The organism is Chryseobacterium indologenes, from assembly GCF_018362995.1.
Classification (GTDB): domain Bacteria; phylum Bacteroidota; class Bacteroidia; order Flavobacteriales; family Weeksellaceae; genus Chryseobacterium; species Chryseobacterium indologenes_G.
Genome location: NZ_CP074372.1, coordinates 906641 through 925856, shown reverse-complemented (window position 1 = coordinate 925856; position 19216 = coordinate 906641). Strand labels below are relative to the sequence as shown.

Annotated in this window: 19 protein-coding genes; 9 read left to right on the top strand and 10 right to left on the bottom strand. The window is 35.9% G+C overall.

Going from position 1 to position 19216, the window contains the following annotated elements; translation table 11 throughout:
• Positions 1-5: 5 nt before the first annotated feature.
• Entirely contained in the window at positions 6-980 is a 975-nt protein-coding gene (locus DYR29_RS04135; protein WP_213279426.1) for a dipeptidase, read from the bottom strand.
• 415 nt (positions 981-1395) lie between these two features.
• Between DYR29_RS04135 and thrS the strand changes: the two genes are divergently transcribed.
• Positions 1396-3315: a threonine--tRNA ligase gene (thrS, locus tag DYR29_RS04130; protein WP_079241603.1), complete on the top strand. Its 1920-nt coding sequence runs from the start codon at positions 1396-1398 to the stop codon at positions 3313-3315.
• 170 nt (positions 3316-3485) lie between these two features.
• Complete coding sequence (gene infC / locus DYR29_RS04125; protein ID WP_185114236.1) at positions 3486-3986, top strand: translation initiation factor IF-3; 501 nt, start codon at positions 3486-3488, stop codon at positions 3984-3986.
• A 95-nt stretch (positions 3987-4081) separates the two neighbouring features.
• Here infC and DYR29_RS04120 read toward each other — a convergent pair whose 3' ends face one another.
• The gene (locus DYR29_RS04120; RefSeq protein WP_213279425.1) at positions 4082-4645 is read right to left on the bottom strand and encodes a hypothetical protein; all 564 of its coding nucleotides are present in this window, start codon (positions 4643-4645) and stop codon (positions 4082-4084) included.
• Between the two features lie 158 nt (positions 4646-4803).
• Here DYR29_RS04120 and DYR29_RS04115 point away from each other — a divergent pair, with 158 nt between their 5' ends.
• Both DYR29_RS04115 and DYR29_RS04110 read left to right on the top strand, forming a co-directional pair.
• On the top strand, positions 4804-5877 hold the full coding sequence (locus DYR29_RS04115) for a resolvase (RefSeq protein ID WP_213279424.1): 1074 nt from the start codon (positions 4804-4806) through the stop codon (positions 5875-5877).
• A gap of 83 nt (positions 5878-5960) precedes the next feature.
• On the top strand, positions 5961-6527 hold the full coding sequence (locus tag DYR29_RS04110) for a hypothetical protein (protein WP_213279423.1): 567 nt from the start codon (positions 5961-5963) through the stop codon (positions 6525-6527).
• A gap of 81 nt (positions 6528-6608) precedes the next feature.
• Here DYR29_RS04110 and DYR29_RS04105 read toward each other — a convergent pair whose 3' ends face one another.
• The 3 genes from DYR29_RS04105 to DYR29_RS04095 all read right to left on the bottom strand — a co-directional run bounded on the left by DYR29_RS04105 (position 6609) and on the right by DYR29_RS04095 (position 10255).
• Positions 6609-7238 carry a response regulator transcription factor gene (locus DYR29_RS04105; RefSeq protein ID WP_213279422.1) on the bottom strand — a complete coding sequence of 210 codons (630 nt, stop codon included), beginning with the start codon at positions 7236-7238 and terminating at the stop codon, positions 6609-6611.
• Positions 7239-7240: 2 nt separating this feature from the next.
• On the bottom strand, positions 7241-9442 hold the full coding sequence (locus DYR29_RS04100; RefSeq protein WP_213279421.1) for a tetratricopeptide repeat-containing sensor histidine kinase: 2202 nt from the start codon (positions 9440-9442) through the stop codon (positions 7241-7243).
• A 570-nt stretch (positions 9443-10012) separates the two neighbouring features.
• Entirely contained in the window at positions 10013-10255 is a 243-nt protein-coding gene (locus tag DYR29_RS04095) for a hypothetical protein (RefSeq protein ID WP_213279420.1), read from the bottom strand.
• Positions 10256-10573: 318 nt separating this feature from the next.
• On the opposite strand from DYR29_RS04095, the gene rpmI reads away from it, so the two are divergent.
• The 5 genes from rpmI (at position 10574) to DYR29_RS04070 (ending at position 15419) form a co-directional block, all read left to right on the top strand.
• Positions 10574-10771: a 50S ribosomal protein L35 gene (rpmI, locus tag DYR29_RS04090; protein ID WP_002979658.1), complete on the top strand. Its 198-nt coding sequence runs from the start codon at positions 10574-10576 to the stop codon at positions 10769-10771.
• 119 nt (positions 10772-10890) lie between these two features.
• On the top strand, positions 10891-11235 hold the full coding sequence (gene rplT / locus DYR29_RS04085; protein ID WP_034694451.1) for a 50S ribosomal protein L20: 345 nt from the start codon (positions 10891-10893) through the stop codon (positions 11233-11235).
• Between the two features lie 380 nt (positions 11236-11615).
• On the top strand, positions 11616-12797 hold the full coding sequence (locus DYR29_RS04080; RefSeq protein WP_213279419.1) for a M28 family peptidase: 1182 nt from the start codon (positions 11616-11618) through the stop codon (positions 12795-12797).
• Positions 12797-14035 (top strand): M28 family peptidase, encoded by a 1239-nt coding sequence (locus DYR29_RS04075; protein WP_249413607.1) that lies wholly within the window; start codon positions 12797-12799, stop codon positions 14033-14035. The genes DYR29_RS04080 and DYR29_RS04075 overlap by 1 nt, the downstream gene beginning before the upstream one ends.
• A gap of 214 nt (positions 14036-14249) precedes the next feature.
• Positions 14250-15419, top strand: a complete 1170-nt coding sequence (locus DYR29_RS04070; protein ID WP_213279418.1) for a M28 family peptidase — start codon at positions 14250-14252, stop codon at positions 15417-15419.
• A gap of 66 nt (positions 15420-15485) precedes the next feature.
• Here the strand turns inward: DYR29_RS04070 and hisIE are convergent, their stop codons facing one another.
• From hisIE to hisB, 5 genes are read right to left on the bottom strand one after another with little or no spacing between them, the layout of a single operon-like run.
• Entirely contained in the window at positions 15486-16073 is a 588-nt protein-coding gene (gene hisIE / locus DYR29_RS04065) for a bifunctional phosphoribosyl-AMP cyclohydrolase/phosphoribosyl-ATP diphosphatase HisIE (protein ID WP_213279417.1), read from the bottom strand.
• Positions 16070-16822, bottom strand: a complete 753-nt coding sequence (gene hisF, locus DYR29_RS04060; protein WP_213279416.1) for an imidazole glycerol phosphate synthase subunit HisF — start codon at positions 16820-16822, stop codon at positions 16070-16072. Before hisF ends, hisIE begins: the two co-directional genes overlap by 4 nt.
• Positions 16815-17537, bottom strand: coding sequence for a 1-(5-phosphoribosyl)-5-[(5-phosphoribosylamino)methylideneamino]imidazole-4-carboxamide isomerase (gene hisA / locus DYR29_RS04055; protein WP_213280573.1), 723 nt, complete (start codon positions 17535-17537; stop codon positions 16815-16817). Before hisA ends, hisF begins: the two co-directional genes overlap by 8 nt.
• 2 nt (positions 17538-17539) lie before the next feature.
• Entirely contained in the window at positions 17540-18118 is a 579-nt protein-coding gene (hisH, locus tag DYR29_RS04050) for an imidazole glycerol phosphate synthase subunit HisH (protein WP_213279415.1), read from the bottom strand.
• A gap of 2 nt (positions 18119-18120) precedes the next feature.
• Complete coding sequence (hisB, locus tag DYR29_RS04045) at positions 18121-19215, bottom strand: bifunctional histidinol-phosphatase/imidazoleglycerol-phosphate dehydratase HisB (protein WP_213279414.1); 1095 nt, start codon at positions 19213-19215, stop codon at positions 18121-18123.
• Between the last annotated feature and the right edge of the window lies 1 nt (position 19216).

Here is a 19216-nt window from a genome sequence, read left to right as displayed (position 1 = left end):
GAGGTTTATTTATACATATTTTCTATAAAATTCAAGGCATTTCTGTGACTGATCTTTTCTACTAGCTCAGATGAAAACCGTTCCTCAATTTCTTTATTGACTGCCGGATATACTGCAGCGTTAGAATGCTCGGGAAAGAAAAAAGGATGACGGGATTTGTCCGGGTGATCCTTCCAGTAAAAATAATCTGCACCATAGGCTATGCTGTCTTCTCCACCAAGATCCAGCCCATATTGAATATGTTCATAGAGTCTTTCCGGATGTTCAATATCAACATAATCTTTGATAAAATTCAGGCCAATCAATCCTTTTCTGCGAATAACTTCTTTCGCCAGTTCATCAGGAAGGTTTCTATTATTTTTGTAAACAGTTCTGTAGTTGGAATGGCTTGCCAGAATAGGAATTGAATAATTTCTTTGATCGATATAAGTGAAAATATCATAAGCAAGCTGATCACTTGTGTGGGCTAAATCAATAGCGATTTTCCGGTCAGAAATATAGTCGATCAGCACTTTTCCATCATCTTTTAATCCCACTGTAGCATTATTTCCGCCTCCAAAACGGTTTTCCAGGTGATGGGTAATCCCAATATAAAAGACTTTTTCAGTGTTTTCAATAATGGTCTCCAGATTTTTGAATCCGGACTCCAGACTTTGGTTTTCATCGCAGAAAGAGGATGTATTTTCAATAGAAGCAATGACTCCTACCCGGTTTTTATTTTCCGGAGCGTTGAAATTATCATGATTAAAAAGGAAGAAATTCTCGTTTTTGATCAGTTTTGAAAACAATTTGCTTTGTTCCAGTCCGTGAGCTGTGCTGTTAGCTCCTGTTCCCGCATACATCGCCATCACCTGAAGTTTTACATTTCCATCCTGTAAATAAGGCAGTGAACAACCTAGTTCTTTATCATCAAGCGCTGAATCTGATCTTAGAAGATAATATAGAAGATCACAATGTAAATCAATGTTTATCCTGCTCATAGGGATTCTAATTTTTGAAATTTAATATTTTATTGGATTCTGATTGAATAGGGATTTCATATTTTCAATTATTCAAACTTTTATTATGGTATCAATATCCTGTATTCATTGTATTAAGGTATTAATTTTAATTTTTAAAACTTGTATTTTTTAATCTTTTTGTGAGATTTAAAATATCTATTGCTTTTTCTGTAATCTACTTAAAAAAAGGCCGGAAAAGTGATGAATTCCAGCTCCATTAAGGCAATAAAAGTAACAGAATAATTTTCTGAGAACACTGTAATATAAAGTATACAACTCCCAAACGTTAAAAATCTTTCTATTTTCGATATTAATTCTCATTCTAAATACATATGGATATAGTATTTTATCTAAAAAATGCGTATTTTTGCATCTTAAAATTTCTTAGTAAACAATGATAAAAATTACACTTCCAGACAATAGTGTCAAAGAATTCGAGGGAGCAGTGACTCCTCTAGATGTGGCAAAATCTATAAGCGAGGGATTGGCTAGAAACACCATTTCCGCAATTGTTAATGACAAACAAGTAGAAACGACCACACCTATAACCACGGATTCTACGGTACAGCTTTTGACCTGGAATGATGATCTTGGAAAGAAGGCTTTCTGGCACTCTTCTGCCCACCTTTTGGCGCAGGCTATCCTTGAGTTTTATCCTAATGCTAAGTTGACCATTGGTCCTGCTATCGAAAGTGGATTCTACTATGACGTAGATTTCGGGGATGAAAGCTTATCTGAAAAAGATTTTGAAAAGATTGAGAAAAAGATCCTGGAAAACGCGAAGAAAGGTTCTACCTTCTCTCTTTATCCGGTTTCTAAAGAAGATGCTTTGAAAACCTATGCAGACAATCCGTACAAAGTGGAACTTATTTCTAATCTTAATGATGGAGAAATCACTTTTGTAACACACGATAACTTCACAGATTTATGTCGTGGTGGTCACATTCCAAATACTGGAATCGTAAAAGCGGTTAAGATTTTAAATGCAGCCGGAGCTTATTGGAGAGGTAATGAAAAGAACCCTCAATTGACAAGAGTATATGGTATTTCTTTCCCTAAACAGAAGGATCTTACTGAATATCTTGAAAGATTGGAAGAAGCTAAAAGAAGAGACCACAGAAAATTAGGTAAAGAACTTGGAATTTTTGCATTCTCTGAAAAAGTAGGTGCCGGGTTGCCACTTTGGTTACCAAAAGGAACTGCTTTAAGAAGAAAGCTAGAGAATTTCCTTTCTGATGCTCAGAAAAAAGGAGGTTACGAATTTGTAATGTCTCCACACATCGGGGCAAAAGAACTGTATGTAACTTCAGGACACTGGGATAAATATGGAGAAGACAGCTTCCAGCCGATTAAAACTCCGAATGAAGGGGAAGAATTTTTGCTGAAGCCAATGAACTGCCCTCACCACTGTGAAATTTACAAAACTTCACAATGGAGCTACAGGGATTTACCAAAAAGATATGCAGAATTCGGTACGGTATACAGATATGAGCAAAGTGGAGAACTTCATGGTTTAACGAGAGTTCGTGGATTTACTCAGGATGACGCTCACCTTTTCTGTACTCCGGATCAGCTTTCTGAAGAATTTGAAAAGGTAATAGACCTTACACTTTATGTTTTCAAATCTTTAGGGTTTGAAGATTTTGTAACTCAGGTTTCTTTGAGAGATCCTGAAAACAAACAGAAGTATATCGGTTCTGATGAAAACTGGGAGAAAGCAGAAAGTGCCATCATCAATGCAGCTCAGAAGAAAGGATTAAAAACAGTTGTGGAATACGGTGAAGCAGCATTCTACGGTCCTAAGCTTGACTTCATGGTGAAAGATGCTTTAGGAAGAAAATGGCAGTTGGGAACTATCCAGGTAGATTATAACCTTCCTGAAAGATTTGATCTGCACTATATCGGAAATGATAATGAAAAGCACAGACCGGTAATGATCCACAGAGCACCATTTGGTTCTATGGAACGTTTCATTGCTATTTTGCTGGAAAACACAGCAGGTGATTTCCCATTATGGCTAAGCCCGGATCAGTTTATTATTCTACCGATCAGTGAAAAATATGTAGATTATTCAAAAAAAGTTTCACAATTTTTGGAAAATCACGATATTAGCGGTCAGATTGATGACAGAAACGAGAAGACGGGTAAAAAAATCCGTGATGCTGAATTGAATAAGATTCCTTTCATGCTTGTTGTAGGAGAAAATGAAGAAAATGAAGGCACGATTTCTGTAAGAAGACGTGGAGAAGGAGATCTTGGAGTCATGAAAATGGAGGATTTCGTTGCTTACTTTAAAAAAGAAGCAGCCATATAAATTTAATTAAAGATTGAAGGATTCAAAAGTTAATGCAATAACAGAATCTTTCAATTTTTAAATATTTGAATGAATTAAATTAAGTAATTAACCAATAAAATTATAATACAATAGCACAAAGATTTAACAACAGGGGCCCACAAAGACGTCCTGTACAGGAGGACTTACACTTGATCAACGATAAAATTCGTGTGAGAGAGCTTCGTTTGGTGGGCGATAACGTAGAGCCAGGAATTTATCCAATTGACAAGGCAAGACAGATTGCTGCAGATCAGGAATTGGATTTAGTAGTAATTTCTGATAAAGCAGAACCTTTTATTGCAAGAGTATTAGAATACAAGAAATTCTTATACGAGCAAAAGAAAAAACAAAAGGAACTTAAGGCTAAGCAAGTAAAAGTGGTAGTAAAAGAGATCCGTTTCGGACCTCAGACTGACGACCATGATTACGAATTCAAAAAGAAGCATGCTGAAAAATTCCTTGAAGAAGGTTCTAAATTAAAGACCTACGTATTTTTTAAAGGACGTTCGATTATCTTTAAGGACCAGGGAGAAATTTTGCTTTTAAAACTTGCTCAGGAACTAGAGCACGTAGGGAAAGTAGACCAGCTTCCTAAACTTGAAGGAAAAAGGATGATTATGATGATGAGTCCTAAAAAACCAGCAAAATAATTAAGTCATTATTTTAATATAAAAAAACCTCAAATTACTTTGAGGTTTTTTTATGCTTAATTTTAAGAAGAGGTTGTTCCGTACTACTCTACCTTCTATCCCTCAAAATCTCCGCAATCATGCTCTGTGAAAAGAGGCAAAGTTTTTTTGGTGGTAAAATATTTGGATATTCTTTTGTTTTTTAGCTCCAGTTTTTTGCCTTCTATCACGAGTTCATAAACAGGTGCTTTATCTATTTGGGTTAAAATATAGATTCTTTCCGCTGTTTTAAAGATAGTTTTGTTTCCTTCATTAGAGTATGAAAAATCATCAATTTCAAAAGTATCTTTTTCATCACAGACATTCGTCCATCTGATTTGCTTCTTTGTTATAGACAGGCTTGTCAGATCGCATGAATAACAGTTTCCGGAGAATTCTATACCATATTTATCATGTACATTGGTGCTTTTACTATTCAACAAATCAATAGGAACTAGCGTGGAAAAAACATCTGGTATTTCTAATGTTGCCGGATCAATCTTCACTGGTTCTGATTTAGATGTAACAACTTTTTTGGAGGCTTCCGGAGAAGTATTTTTTTCCACTTTTTTGTCTGTAGCGGGTGAACAGGATGCCAGTAAAGCAGCCACCACTGAAAGGCTGATTATTAAGTTTTTCATGTTTATAAAGTAAATTACAATATTGAGGTTATCATTTTGTAAAATTGTCCAAATTCTGCCACTTCATCTATCCCTGTTTTCAGCCATTTATTGCCCATATTCAGGCGTTTTGTTGGCTGCTGGTCCGAATACCGATACATTTGCCCAAAAATATAAAAATGAAAATCATTAATCAAATCTTTATATCGTCAATAGTAGTTCTTGCAGGATGTAATGAAAAGAATAAAACATCAGAGAGAAACAAACCAGAAACTGAAGTTAAGCAAAAAACAATAACCTTATCCAATTTCAAAAAAATAAAAGGTGTGGATAACGTTCAGGAAGTACCGTTTCAATTATTTACCAAGCTGGATTCTATACAGTTTTTTGTAACACCGAATAAAGATGCCGCTCATTTGAAAATGGCATATAATAAGCTTGATAACTATTACGGATTTGAAGAGTTTGAGGACTTCTATTCTATCCATTACAGCATTAATAACAATATTTCGAACAGTATTGAAGCGTTTGTCCTGAAGTCAGAATTCACTCCGGCATATGAACTTACTTTAAAAGGTGTGGATCTTTATGAGATCAGAAGCAGCACATTTAAGGAAGCGAGTGATTTTAAGAATAAATCTTTTAAAAAATTCGGAACTATTGCTGAGATTTCAGAACAGGAATTTAAAGCAAATTCTAAAAAACAAATCGGGGAAGCACTCGTCAAAAACCCGAATATACAACTGCAGGCAGATAACTGGGTATACAAAGAAAATGGCAGAGAAGACGTGATTACACAACATGAAAGTGTTTCTACAGAGACCGGGCCGCTTGCCAATGAATATATAGGAAGGTCACCTTATTTAAACCTTGAGGTATTCAAAGAAAATTCTGATGAAGTTGTAGATTCCTATTATTCCTTTTTCAGCTTAAAAAATGCAGTTATATTTGAGCTGAGTACAGAAGGCTATCCGCAAATCCTTCCTTCCAAAGGCTGGGTTACCTTTGTCTCATCCAATAATGATGTGGGGAGTAATTTTGTGATTTACAAATATTTTCCACAAACCAAAAAACAGGACAATCTTTTGTACGTGAATTTCACCAACTTCAAAATAGCAGATGATAAAAAGGCATTCTGGACAGATCATGATACTTTTTATGCAGAAGTCTATCCGCTCAATTCTGCTTCTGTTAATGGTAAAAAGCAGAAAACGGCTTATATAAAAATACAGTTGAAGGCTGATCTGTTTTAGGATAAATTAAAAAACCCCTGAAATCAGCCAGTGTTTATGGGGATAAAGTCCAATATCTTTGCTGCAATATTTAAAGAGATACAATGAAAAAATTAAGTTTGACCTTCCTTTTTTGTTTACTAAGTTTTATGACTTTCGCACAATCGCTGAAAGTCGTTATTAAACAGGATGGGAAAGTGATTCAGCCTGTGAATGATGTGTATGAACTGAAGAAATCTACTTTCCAATTTGAGATTACATCTACCAACCTGGAAGGATTTTTAGTAGGAGCCACTACGAATAAAGACATTTATGCAGGAGCTTTAGGCGTTTTGAATACGGAAGTGCCATGGTTTCAGAATACAGGTATGGCGGAAGAACTATATAATAAGGATAAAGAGATGTTTCTGATGGATTCTGCGCCTTCATACTGGTACTATACAGATGCAAAGGATCATAGATTTGATAAAAACCCTAAAGGTAACGCCAAGCAATGGACAGCTACCCGTACAATTACAAGGTTTTATGATATTATGATAGATCAGCCTATCAACCTGAAAGATTTTAACGGCAGCGTTTATATGTTGATGTATCAGCCTGAATATAATGATGAATATGATTTAATAGGAAAGAAAAACCTGTTTCAGGCAGCGTTGAAATTCAAAGATTAAGAGAACACACCCGATTATTTGATTATATAAAAAAAGGTCTGCTTTTACGATGTAAGCAGGCCTTTTTGTTGGATGAATATGTTATTCGATTACCAAACCATATTCTATAGCCAGTTTAATGGCAGAACTAAGATTAGAGGTTTGAAATTTTTCAATAAGATTTTTTCTGTGACTTTCTACTGTGTGCGGGCTGATAAAGAGCTTTTCTGCCATTTGATTAGTGGTAAGTCCTTTTGCTGCTTCGGCTAAAATTTCCTTTTCTCTTCGGGTCAGTTTCGGGACATGGTTTAATCCATCTGCGGATTTTTTCTCCAGAACAGACCTGGTTTGTGAGCATAAAAACCGATTGCCTGCATTTACGGCTGTGATGCCTTCAAGAATTTCGGAAACTGAAGCATTTTTCTGAATATATCCCAAGGCACCTTCTGCCAGAGTACTGTTAATGACAGGCAGCTCATTGTGAACACTTAGGATAACAATCTGAAGGTTGCTGTACTTTTTCTTTAAAGGTTTTATCAGCTCGATGCTGTTGATATCTGCCAGATTGATGTCCAGCAGTAATATATCAACCGCTTGTTTTGCCAGGCCTGCATTCATTTCTGAAACATTTTTGAAACAATCTACAACATCTATTGTATCGCTGTTTCCTAAAATATTTTTCAGTCCTTCTAAGAGAAGTGGATGATCATCTGTTATGGCTACTTTTATCATGTTTAATGAATAGGAATTTGAAGTTCTATACTGGTACCAATATTCAATTCGGAGGTGATATTCATTGTTCCTTTTAAAAATTGGACTCTTAATTCTATATTGTGAAAACCTGCTGTTTTTCTAACGTGCAGGTTGGTATGATCGAAACCTTTACCATTATCTTCTACCGTAAGGTTCAACAGATTTTCTTCTTCGCTTACCTGAACAATAATCTCTGAAGTCTCGGCATGTTTTATCGCGTTATTGACCAATTCCTGAATGATTCTGTAAATAATCAGCTGCTTTTCCTTTGATATGGAATTGCTGTAGTTGATAAATTCTGTATGGATCTCTAATGCGTTATTGGATATTCGGGAAGCAAATTCCTGAATGGCTATTTCCAATCCGTATTTCATTAATAAATCAGGCATTAAATTATGCGCTACCCTTCTTAACTCTTCTACCGCTCCATCAATCTGGTCAATCGATTTTGAAATTCCTTCTTCTATGTTCTCGGACTGATTTAAGTAAGATAATTGATGTTTCGTTCCTGAAAGCAATCCTCCCAATCCGTCATGAAGATCACGGGCAAGACGGCCACGCTCCTGCTCCTGCCCTTCAAGCAATGCGGTAAGTGTGGATATTTTTGAGTTTTGTTTTTCTTGTTCCATGGCCAAAGCATGCAGCTCGTCTCTTCGTTTAATAGACTTCGCACGCTGTTTATAAGCATAAAGCAATAAGAGGATCAGAACAATGAAAAAGATAATAAAAAAGATGTAGTATGTATTGATCTTTTCCTTAAATGCCAACAGCTTTTTAAAGTTGTTGATATCATTATTTTTCTGCCGGGTTTCCAGTTTTGCCAAACGAAGCTGCTGTTCTTTTTTCTCTGATTCAAGTTCTGAAAATTTCAGTCGCTCACGCTGGTTTTCTTCTACCAGTTTTAAGTTGTTATAGACCTGTTCACGCTGTTCACGCAAAATATTAATCAACTTAATTTCCTGTGCTTTTTTGTCGCTTTCCAGCTGTAATTTGATGTATTTCTGTTCCTGCCGTTCTTTATCAAACTGCGATTCTAATCTTTTGGTAATATCCAGTTTTTCCTGATCGTAAATACTTTTGTATTGATCTACATAGCTTTTATAATAAGTCAGTGCTTCTTTATAATTGCCCTGCTCTTCGCTAATTCTGGATAGAGACTCAAGGATAGACAATTCTATCATATGATTTCTTACCGGGCTTTTCCCAATTTCCATAGAAGCTTTCAGAAAATAAGATTTAGCTAAATCATAATTTTTATCCTGTAATGCCAATTCTGCTAAAATCCCAAATGAGGAAGCAATGTGAATAGCATCACCGACTTCAATACTCACCTTATTAGCCAGCTGGGCATATTGCATTGCCTTATTACTGTCAAACCCAGTATATAAATTCGCTAAATTGATGGCAGCATATGAAAGGCTGTTTCCGCTAAGCATAGCATCTTTGTTTTTATTGAAAGTAGCAATAGCCTGTAAATAATACTGTTCTGTTTTATTTCGAAACATTGTATTGGATGGATCCTGTGTATATTTCTGTTCATATACGTACCCCATCCGCATGTAAGCATCAAAGATAAGATTGGGATCATTTTGTTTGGAAGCCAGCAATAGAAATTGTTTGCTGTATTTTTCTTCCAGCTGATATTCATTCAGGTCAGAATAAATGGCAGATAATTCTTTGGCTGCATTACCCAATCTTCCATATAGTGTGGAAGTGGTTGGTGAGTTTTCATAATATTCGATAGCTTTCAGGTAAGCGGCAACAGCATCAGTCGTTTTATTATTACGGGTCAGAATCCAGCCTTTTGCATATTGTACATAACCTTTTGCTTCATTACTATTCGTTTTTAAGCTAAATGCCTTTGCCATGTCAAGACTTTTTGAAGACTCTGCTGTTTTGTTATCCAGCCGATAGTTCATGGCTTGCACCGCGTATAAAATTGTGGCATATTTTCCATCTGCCTGTCTTGCAGCAATGGAAATATTGGTTTCTAAAATCTGATAAGATTTAGGTTTAAGGTCATGAAAAAATAAGGCAGTCGCATATTTAGGAGCCAGATTGAGCTGTTCTGCAGTATTGTTTGATGCATGGCTGTATTCTCTTTCTAATTTGCTTAAAACATCCTGCGCCTGAACAAAAAACGGACAAATAAGTAAAGTAAATATAAATAATAACCTGTGCATCAAATCCTTATCTTTATTAAATTGCATTCCATTAAGGAGCGTAAATATAGGCAAATCCCCTCTAATCTATTTCGAAACCATGCTTTTCAGCGAAAGATCTCCATTTCTGAAATTTCTTTTCGTTTTTAAAGGCCGGATCTTCACCATAGTAATGCAGTAAACAGTGAGTAGCATATTCGTAAACACTGTAGGCATTGGCCTGTTCAAAATACTTAATGGCTTTCTTTACATCTGTTTTTACTCCCTGGTGTACGTTACCAAAAGATACTCAGCCCTATTAACTTTTACAGCTTCTTTTTCACTCAATTTTATTTGGCTAGTGTTTTTACCCATTCGTTTTTAGTGTTTGCTCGAAATAAGAATTTATTTGTTAATTGGGCGTGAAAAAGAAAGCTATAAAAGTTATAAAAATATTATAAGTGATGTGAAAATGACTTTAAATCACGAGGCTTTTCATCGGATTAGTTTAATATTTTTCCGGATTAAAGGTAATAAAAGGGATTGCATGAAAATATCCCTGATAACAGTGGTTTTTAGTTTATTTATTTAGAATATACTCCATCACATTTTTTAAGGCCTGTAGACTTCAGCCTGTTCAAATAATATCATGTAACAATAAAACGCGGTTAAGACTACTCCAATAAGCCCGGAAATAAGAAATCCGAAGATATAATATCGTCCCGTTTTATTTTTCTTTAGTATAGAATTGATAATAAAAATGATGAGCGTATATAAAAATCCTGTTCCGAAAAACAGAATCAAAACAGCAAGAAACAACGCTCTTTCCAGGTGTAAATCTGCAGATGAAAGCATAATATAATTAGTTTATAATGAAATCTTATTCATCGTATTCAGCAATATTAGAGAGAATTGAAGAACACTGCAATCCCGATTATCAGCTATATTTAAAGAAGCTGCAGCCATCAACAGAGATTTTTTGTCCTTTTTCAAATCATAGTATAGTAAGAACTGATAGAAAGAGGTTATAGAAAAAGACAGTCCTATTCGGTTAGATTAAAAATTACTTTCACATCTCACTTTTTTTTCCTAATTTTGCACACTATTATTCCTAATGTCTTTAGGAGTAACCAAAACAGATATTGATAACAAAAACAATAAAAAAGCAGAACAATGCCAAAATTAAAAACGAAATCAGGTGCTAAGAAACGTTTTGCTCTTACCGGATCTGGTAAGATCAAAAGAAAAAACGCTTACAAAAGCCACATCTTAACTAAGAAAGAAACTAAGCAGAAGAGAAATCTTACTACTACTTCTTACGTAGCTAAAGTGGACGAGAAAAGCGTACAACGTCAATTAGCAATTAAGTAGTTTTTATAAATCTATATTCGGTTTATAAGAATTCAAAACAAATTCAACATTTTAACCCTGAAACGGTGCAAATAAGAGTAACATCAGTTGCCGCCCTTTTCAAAAAAACAATTTAAATTATGCCAAGATCAGTAAATGCCGTAGCTTCAAGAGCTCGCAGAAAGAAAATTTTTAAGCAAGCTAAAGGTTTTTTCGGTAGAAGAAAGAACGTTTGGACTGTAGCTAAAAACGCGGTAGAAAAAGCAATGCAATATGCTTACCGTGGTAGAAAAGAGAAAAAGAGAAACTTCAGAGCACTTTGGATCACTCGTATCAACGCGGGAACCAGAGAGCACGGAATGTCTTACTCTCAATTTATGGGAGCTCTTAAAAAGAACAACATCGAACTTAACAGAAAAGTTTTAGCAGATTTAGCAATGAATCACCCTGAAGCTTTCAAAGCTGTTGTAGATCAAGTAAAATAATGTAGAATAGATTTTGTTATCAATATAAGTCCCGGGTTTTTCCCGGGATTTTTTGTTTTATACTTTTCTGTTTTGTGTGTTTTCAAGGTAAAATTCAGTTTCAACATCTTCAGACTTCAGGGGCATTTGAAATATCATTAATAAAATTCATCAAATCACAATTTATAATGCTGAATTTCCCACATAAAATACTTTAAATAACAGAAAAATATACATCAAAACCAGTTCTTTAAATGAATATAAGCCTAGCGTAACAATAAACTGCATAAAAAGTTATATTATTATTAAAAAAACAAGCAATTACACCAAAACAGATTTAATTATTAATAATAAATTACGATTTATTGCTATATTTACAATCTCTAAATAAAATATCGAAAATGAAAAAAGCTGCAGTTTTTTTGCTGACTTCCATTGCACTGCAAAATATGGGTGCACAAAGTTTTATTCAGGCTTATAAAAACCGGGCTGATATGGTCACGCAAGCCAATATCAACACAAACCTTCAGGAATTTGCAGGCTTTGGAATAAAAAAAACAGGTACAACAGCTAACAATAATGCACTGGACTGGCTCAAAAACAAATACCTGTCTTATGGATATACAGCCAATGATTTTTCTGAAGATGCTTTCACCTACGGAGGTAACACGTCAAAAAACCTGATCATTACCAAAACCGGTACTTTATACCCTAACCAATATGTCATTATCTGCGGACATTACGACACCATCGTAGGACCTGGGGTAAGTGACAATGGCAGTGGAACTTCTATTATCCTTGAAGCGGCAAGAATTCTGAAAGATATTCCAACAGAGTATTCTATCAAGTTTATTCATTTTTCCGGGGAAGAACAAGGTTTGGTAGGAAGTAATCATTATGTAAACAATGTAGCATATCAGGGAGGCACAAAAGTTCTGGATATAAAGCTGGTTTTAAATATTGACCAGGTTGGAGGTCTTATAGGAAATAATAACAATACCATTACCTGCGAAAGAGATACAGGAGGAATGTCTTCCAATAACGCAGCATCCAACACTGTGACTCAGGAATTGATGACATGTACAACCCTTTACTCTCCTCTACAAACGAATCTTTCTTATGCTTACAGCTCAGATTATATGCCTTTTGAAGCTAAGGGATACACGATTACAGGATTCTACGAATATCTGAGAAGTGAAAACGAACATACAGTAAGCGATACTTTTGCGAATCTGGATCCTGTATATATTCTCAATGTAGGAAAAGCGGCTGTGGGAGCATTACAGCATTTTGCCGTTGCCACAACATCAAGTAATCTTTTAAGCACCCATGAGAACACAGCACAGAAATCAGCAGAAGAAATCAGAATTTATCCTAATCCTGCAAAAGACCTTATAACGGTAGAGTTTCAGCAAGAAGTAACACCATTCAAAGTTGAGATTAATGACATGGTAGGAAATATAGTCTTAAATGCTGAAAATGAGAAAAAAATAAACACATCCGGTCTTAAAAACGGAGTTTATATGGTTACTATCAAGACCGATAAAGGAAATACAACAAAGAAAATAATCATCAATAAATAATGTCAGGCTTGAAATACGGATGGATGTTAGATTTATCTGTACTTCAGTATTACAATCATAAAATGAAGAAAATCGCTACCTTTTTATTGGCTTCCATCGCCATGCAAAGTCTTGGGGCTCAAAGTTTCATTCAGGCTTATCAGGACAGGGCGAATATGGTAACCCAGACCAATATTACCACTTACCTTCAGGAGTTTGCCAATTTAGGAGTAAAAAAAACGGGTACAGCAGCAAACAATAATGCTCTTGAATGGCTTAAAACCAAATATCTTTCCTATGGATATACTGCCAACCAAATAGCTGAAGATCCTTTTACTGCAGGAAGTTATAATTCTAAAAACCTGGTAATTACGAAAACAGGAACGGTATATCCTAATAAATATGTTATTATCTGCGGGCATTTCGACAGTATTACCGGTCTGGGAGTTAATGATAACGGAAGCGGAACTTCTATTATTCTTGAAGCAGCCAGAATCCTGAAAGATGTACCGACGGAATATTCTATAAAATTCATTCATTTTTCCGGGGAAGAGCAAGGTCTTTTAGGAAGCACACATTACGCTAACACAGTTGCCTATCAAGGAAATAACCGTGTTTTGGATATCAAACTCGTCTTTAACCTGGATCAGGTGGGCGGTGTGATGGGAAACAACAACAATACAGTTTACTGTGACCAGGATCTCGGAGGGCTTACCTCTAATAATGCTGCTTCTGCTGTTGTAACTCAGGAATTAAGAAACTGTACAGCACTTTATTCTCCTCTTCTGACTGCTGTAGATCCGGCTGAAGACACAGATTATATTCCTTTTGAGCAGAAAGGTGAAGTGATCACAGGATTTTTTGAAAGAATCAGAAGTACGTATCCGCATACGGTAAATGACACTTTTGCCAATACTGATCCCGTTTACATTTATAATATAGGAAAGGCATCTGTGGGGGCACTTCAGCATTTCGCTGTTGCTACAGGTACATTGGGAACGCATGAAGCTGTATTAAAAAATACATTGGAAACTGTAAAAATTTATCCAAATCCAGTAAAGGATATCATCAATATTGAACTTCCTGATTCAGGAATTAAGAATTTTACTTTTGAAGTGACTGATTTCCAGGGAAGATCTATTTTCAAGAGAACCAATGAAACCAAAATCAATGCTTCAGGATTGGAAAATGGCGCTTATCTTGGGATCTTAAAAGCCGGAGATCAGACTGTCGTAAGAAAAGTGATGATTGAAAGATAGTTCGTATTACCTATCATTAAATTATAAAACCTTTGAAGCTGTTCAAAGGTTTTTACTTTTCAGACAACTGCACATATTAAGCATCTGCAACACATTATTACCTTTCAATGCGAAATCTATTGATAACATAGTAAAAATTTCATTTTATTTTAAAACATTAAACACTTCGTTGTGATTTATTTACTACATTCGTGTTACCAAAATAATATCATATATGAAAAAATTTACAACAGTTTTATGCACTGCACTGATGATGCAGAGTATAGGGGCTCAAAGTTTTATCCAGGCTTATAAAGACAGAGCGGATATGGTTACCCAGGCCAACATCACTACAAATCTTCAGGAATTCAGCAATTTAGGAGTGAAAACTACGGGTTCGGCAGCCAACACCAATACATTGAACTGGATTAAAAACAAGTATCTTTCCTACGGCTATACTGCCAGTCAGATCGTAGAAAGTCCGTTTACTTTTGGAAGCACTAGTTCTAAAAACCTGATTATAACTAAAACAGGAACACTTTATCCCAACAAATATGTTATTATCTGCGGGCATTTTGACACCATTTATGGCCCTGGAGTGAATGATAACGGAAGCGGAACTTCTATTATTCTTGAAGCGGCAAGGATTCTGAAAAATGTACCAACTGAATATTCTATTAAATTCATCCATTTTTCCGGTGAAGAACAGGGATTAAAAGGAAGCAGCCACTATGTAAATAATGTTGTATACCAGGGAGGTGTACGAAAATTAGATATAAAGCTGGTCTTTAATCTGGACCAAGTAGGCGGAGTAAAAGGAAACAATAATAATACGGTGTATTGTGATGAAGATCAGGGAGGTCTTTCCAGTAATAATGCAGCTTCTGCAGCAGTAACTCAACAGCTGAGAAACTGTACAGCACTCTACTCTCCTCTTCAAACTGCCGTAGATCCGGCTGAAGACACAGATTATATTCCTTTTGAACAGAAAGGTGAAGTGATTACGGGATTTTTTGAAAGAATCAGAAGCACTTATCCTCACAGCTCCAAAGATACTTTCACCAACATGGATCCTGTCTATGTATATAATATTGGAAAGGCCACTGTGGGAGCTTTACAGCACTTTGCAACAGCTTCCACTACACTGAGCAAACCAGCATCTAAAAACGCTCTAGAAACAGCAAAAATCTATCCCAATCCTGCCAGCAATGTTCTCAACATTGAATTGCCGGATTCCAAAGAAACAAACTTCAGTTTTGAACTCAGTAATTCTATGGGAAGATCAATACTGAAAACAACTAATGAAAGAAAGATTGATGTTTCCAGCCTTCAGAACGGAGTGTATATTGGAGTTTTAAAAGTAGGAGATCAGACTCTTGTTAAAAATATCATGATTGAAAGATAACATATCTTCATTTCCAGAATAAAAAACAGCAGGAGGAGTCTCCTGCTGTTTTCTATTTCAAAGGTTTCATTTATTTCTGTTTTGAAGGATCTCCTCTATCTCTTCCATTGAAAACCCTTTCGCTTTTAATAAAATCAAGAAGTGATACAGCAAATCTGCAGATTCGTTTTTAAAGAGGTCATCATTATTATCTTTTGCTTCTATTACCAGTTCTACGGCTTCCTCACCTACTTTTTGAGCCATTTTATTGATTCCTCTCTGATAGAGTGAGTACGTATAAGAGTCTTCTGCCTTGGTATCTATTCTCTGAGATATTTTCTCTTCCAGCTCATAAAGAAATCCTTTGGCTTTTTTCTCTCCAAAACAACTAAAACTTCCTGTGTGACAAACCACATTTTTAGGAACAACCTTGATTAATATCGTATCCTGATCGCAATCTATATCAATACTTTTTACCGTTAAAAAATTACCTGATTCTTCCCCTTTTGTCCAGAGTCTGTTTTTAGAACGGCTGAAAAAGGTAACAATACCTTCTTTTTTTGTTTTTTCAAAAGCTTCTTCATTCATATAGCCCAGCATTAGCACCTGCAATGTTCTGCTGTCCTGAATGACCACTGGAACAAGGCCGTTATCTTTATTAAAATCTATTTTCATCGTACTTCAATTTTTTGCGTTTTTAACTGTTGTTTTAAATCCTGAATTCCTATTTCATTAAAATGGAAAATACTGGCTGCCAACGCTCCTGTAGCCTTTGTTTCATTAAATACTTTAACAAAATCATTTACAGCACCAGCACCTCCTGAAGAAATCACCGGAATACTGATCGCTTCAGAAACCAGCTTTGTGATCCTGAGATCAAACCCGTTTTTAGTGCCATCACCATCCATAGAAGTCAGCAGAATTTCTCCTGCTCCCAAACGCGCCGCTTCCTGTGCCCATTCTATAGTAGTAAGCTCAGTGGCTTCTCTTCCACCTTTGATATGCACAAGATCAAGATCACCAACCTGCTTTGTATCAATAGCTACCACAACACATTGGCTTCCGAATTCTTTGGCCAGATCAGAAATAAGGCCTGGATTTTTTACTGCCGAAGAGTTGATGCTGATCTTGTCTGCACCCGCTTCCAAAAGCTTTCTGACGTCTTCTACAGATGAAATACCACCTCCTACTGTAAAAGGAATACTAAGTTCTTTCGCAATATCTTTTACCAGCTCTGCAAATGTTTTCCTATCTTCAATGGTTGCCGTAATATCCAGAAAAACAAGTTCATCAGCACCTTCCTGTTCATACTTTTTGGCCAATTCAACCGGATCACCTGCATTTTTAAGGTCTTCAAAATTGACTCCTTTCACTGTAGATCCATCTTTTATATCCAGACATGGAATAATTCTTTTCTTAAGCATTTTCAATAAAGTTTTGAAGTTGTTGCAGGCTTATTTTGCCCTCATAAATTGCTTTTCCGATAATTGTCCCGGCACAGCCGATATCTTTCATTTTATAGACATCAGCGATGCCTGAAATGCCTCCGCTTGCTACGAGCTGAACGGATGTTTTGTATAAAATCTCAATATACAGTCCTGTGGACGGACCTTGCAGCATCCCATCCTTTGAAATATCGGTACATATTGCGGTTTGCATTCCTTTTTCCTGATACTGAAGAATAAAATCAACAATATCATGATTACTTTCTTCCAGCCAGCCGGAGGTTTTAATCTTCCTGTTTTCGCAGTCTGCCCCCAGAATAATTTTTTCGGAACCGTATTTTTCCAGCATTTGGAAACAGAACTCAGGATCCTGAACAGCAATACTGCCCAAAGTAATCTGTTTTGCCCCGGAATTAAAGGCCGTTTCAATATCTTCCTGAGTTTTTAACCCTCCTCCAAAATCAATATGCAGTGAAGTTGAAGCAGCGATATTTTCCAAAACCTTTTGATTGACAATGTGTTTCGATTTCGCCCCGTCAAGATCCACTAAATGAAGATATTGAATTCCAAAGCTTTCAAATTCTTTTGCCACTTCTACAGGATCTTCGTTGTATATTTTTTTTGTGCTGTAATCACCTTTTGACAGACGGACACATTTCCCGTCAATAATATCAATAGCCGGAATTATTTTCATCATTATAAATTTATAAAGTTTCTGACAATCTGATTCCCCACCATTCCTGATTTTTCAGGGTGAAACTGCACTGCATAGAAATTATCTTTCTGCAATGAAGCACTGAATGGCAGGATGTAATCACAAACAGACGTTGTAAAGTCTGACAATTCACAATAATAGCTGTGAACAAAATAAACATCTCTGTCCTCATTTATCCCTGAAAACAATGGTGAAGTCTTCCCTGAAAGCGTATTCCAACCCATATGCGGAACAATATCCCTTGATGGAAATTTTCTGACATTGATATCAAAAATCCCCATTCCCTCGGTATTTCCTTCTTCATTAGCTTTGCACATCAGCTGCATACCTAAGCATATTCCTAAAACAGGCTGTGTAAGGCCAGGAATCAAGAGATCAAGTTCTTTTTCCTTTAACAGTTTCATCGTTGAAGAAGCTTCTCCAACACCTGGAAAGATCACTTTATCTGCTTTTAAAATCTGTTCAGGATCATCTGTGATCACAGAATCAACATTCAGCCTGTTGAGCGCATTCTGAACAGAATTAACGTTTCCTCCGTTGTATTTTATTATAGCAATCATATTTATAAACTTCCTTTTGTAGAAGGCAAACTGTAATTAGTATCTGATTGGTTTACTGCCATTTTAATAGCTTTCGCAAAGGCTTTAAAGATAGATTCAATTTTGTGGTGTTCATTATCTCCTTCTGCTTTGATATTCAGATTGGATTTTGAGGAGTCTGTAAACGATTTAAAGAAATGAAAGAACATTTCTGTTGGGACATCCCCTATTTTCTCTCTTTTAAATTCAGCATCCCAAACCAGCCATGGTCTTCCACCGAAATCAATAGCCACCTGAGAAAGGCAGTCATCCATTGGAAGCAGGAATCCATATCTTTCAATCCCTTTTTTCTTTCCCAAAGCTTTTACAATAGCCTCTCCCAGCACAATTCCGGTATCTTCTATAGTGTGGTGCTCATCTACGGCAATATCTCCATTAACTTTAATTTTAAGATCCATATTTCCGTGTCTTGCAATCTGGTCAAGCATATGATCAAAAAAATGAAGTCCGGTTGAAATATCTGATTTTCCGTTTCCATCGAGATTGACTTCAATTTCTATATCGGTTTCATTGGTTTTCCGGGATACCTTAGCCTTCCTCATTCCTGATTTTAAGAACTGATAAATCTCTTCCCATCTCGTTGTAGACAGCTGTGCCTCCTCATTAAAGTTTTTATTAAGATAAATAGCTTTAGCACCCAAATTTACAGCTAATTGAACATCAGTACTTCGATCACCAATTACATAAGAATTTTCAAGATCATAGTTGCCATAGATGTATTTTCCCAGCATTCCGATTCCTGGTTTTCTGGTAGGAAGATTTTCGGATTCAAAGCTTTTATCAATTAAAATATCACTAAAAACAATTCCTTCATTTTCAAATGCCTGCAGCATTTTTTCCTGTGGTTTTATAAAATTTTCTTCGGGAAAACTCTCCGTTCCCAGCCCATCCTGATTGGTTACCATTACCAGTTCATAATCCAGTTCATTGGCAATTTTTGACAGGTATTGGAAGACTCCCGGATAAAACTCAAGCTTTTCCAGAGAATCTACCTGAAAATCCGTAGGCGGTTCAATAATCAATGTTCCGTCACGGTCTATAAAGAGTACTTTTTTCATT

Coding starts and splice junctions, on each gene's coding strand:
- DYR29_RS04075 (WP_249413607.1), top strand. CDS start 12,797: ATGTCAGGCTTGAAATACGGATGGATGTTAGATTTATCTGTACTTCAG.
- DYR29_RS04120 (WP_213279425.1), bottom strand. CDS start 4,645: ATGAAAAACTTAATAATCAGCCTTTCAGTGGTGGCTGCTTTACTGGCA.
- DYR29_RS04105 (WP_213279422.1), bottom strand. CDS start 7,238: ATGATAAAAGTAGCCATAACAGATGATCATCCACTTCTCTTAGAAGGA.
- rplT (WP_034694451.1), top strand. CDS start 10,891: ATGCCAAGATCAGTAAATGCCGTAGCTTCAAGAGCTCGCAGAAAGAAA.
- hisH (WP_213279415.1), bottom strand. CDS start 18,118: ATGATTGCTATAATAAAATACAACGGAGGAAACGTTAATTCTGTTCAG.
- DYR29_RS04080 (WP_213279419.1), top strand. CDS start 11,616: ATGAAAAAAGCTGCAGTTTTTTTGCTGACTTCCATTGCACTGCAAAAT.
- DYR29_RS04095 (WP_213279420.1), bottom strand. CDS start 10,255: ATGCTTTCATCTGCAGATTTACACCTGGAAAGAGCGTTGTTTCTTGCT.
- hisF (WP_213279416.1), bottom strand. CDS start 16,822: ATGCTTAAGAAAAGAATTATTCCATGTCTGGATATAAAAGATGGATCT.
- rpmI (WP_002979658.1), top strand. CDS start 10,574: ATGCCAAAATTAAAAACGAAATCAGGTGCTAAGAAACGTTTTGCTCTT.
- DYR29_RS04135 (WP_213279426.1), bottom strand. CDS start 980: ATGAGCAGGATAAACATTGATTTACATTGTGATCTTCTATATTATCTT.
- thrS (WP_079241603.1), top strand. CDS start 1,396: ATGATAAAAATTACACTTCCAGACAATAGTGTCAAAGAATTCGAGGGA.
- DYR29_RS04115 (WP_213279424.1), top strand. CDS start 4,804: ATGAAAATCATTAATCAAATCTTTATATCGTCAATAGTAGTTCTTGCA.
- hisB (WP_213279414.1), bottom strand. CDS start 19,215: ATGAAAAAAGTACTCTTTATAGACCGTGACGGAACATTGATTATTGAA.
- hisIE (WP_213279417.1), bottom strand. CDS start 16,073: ATGAAAATAGATTTTAATAAAGATAACGGCCTTGTTCCAGTGGTCATT.
- DYR29_RS04070 (WP_213279418.1), top strand. CDS start 14,250: ATGAAAAAATTTACAACAGTTTTATGCACTGCACTGATGATGCAGAGT.
- DYR29_RS04100 (WP_213279421.1), bottom strand. CDS start 9,442: ATGCACAGGTTATTATTTATATTTACTTTACTTATTTGTCCGTTTTTT.
- hisA (WP_213280573.1), bottom strand. CDS start 17,537: ATGAAAATAATTCCGGCTATTGATATTATTGACGGGAAATGTGTCCGT.
- DYR29_RS04110 (WP_213279423.1), top strand. CDS start 5,961: ATGAAAAAATTAAGTTTGACCTTCCTTTTTTGTTTACTAAGTTTTATG.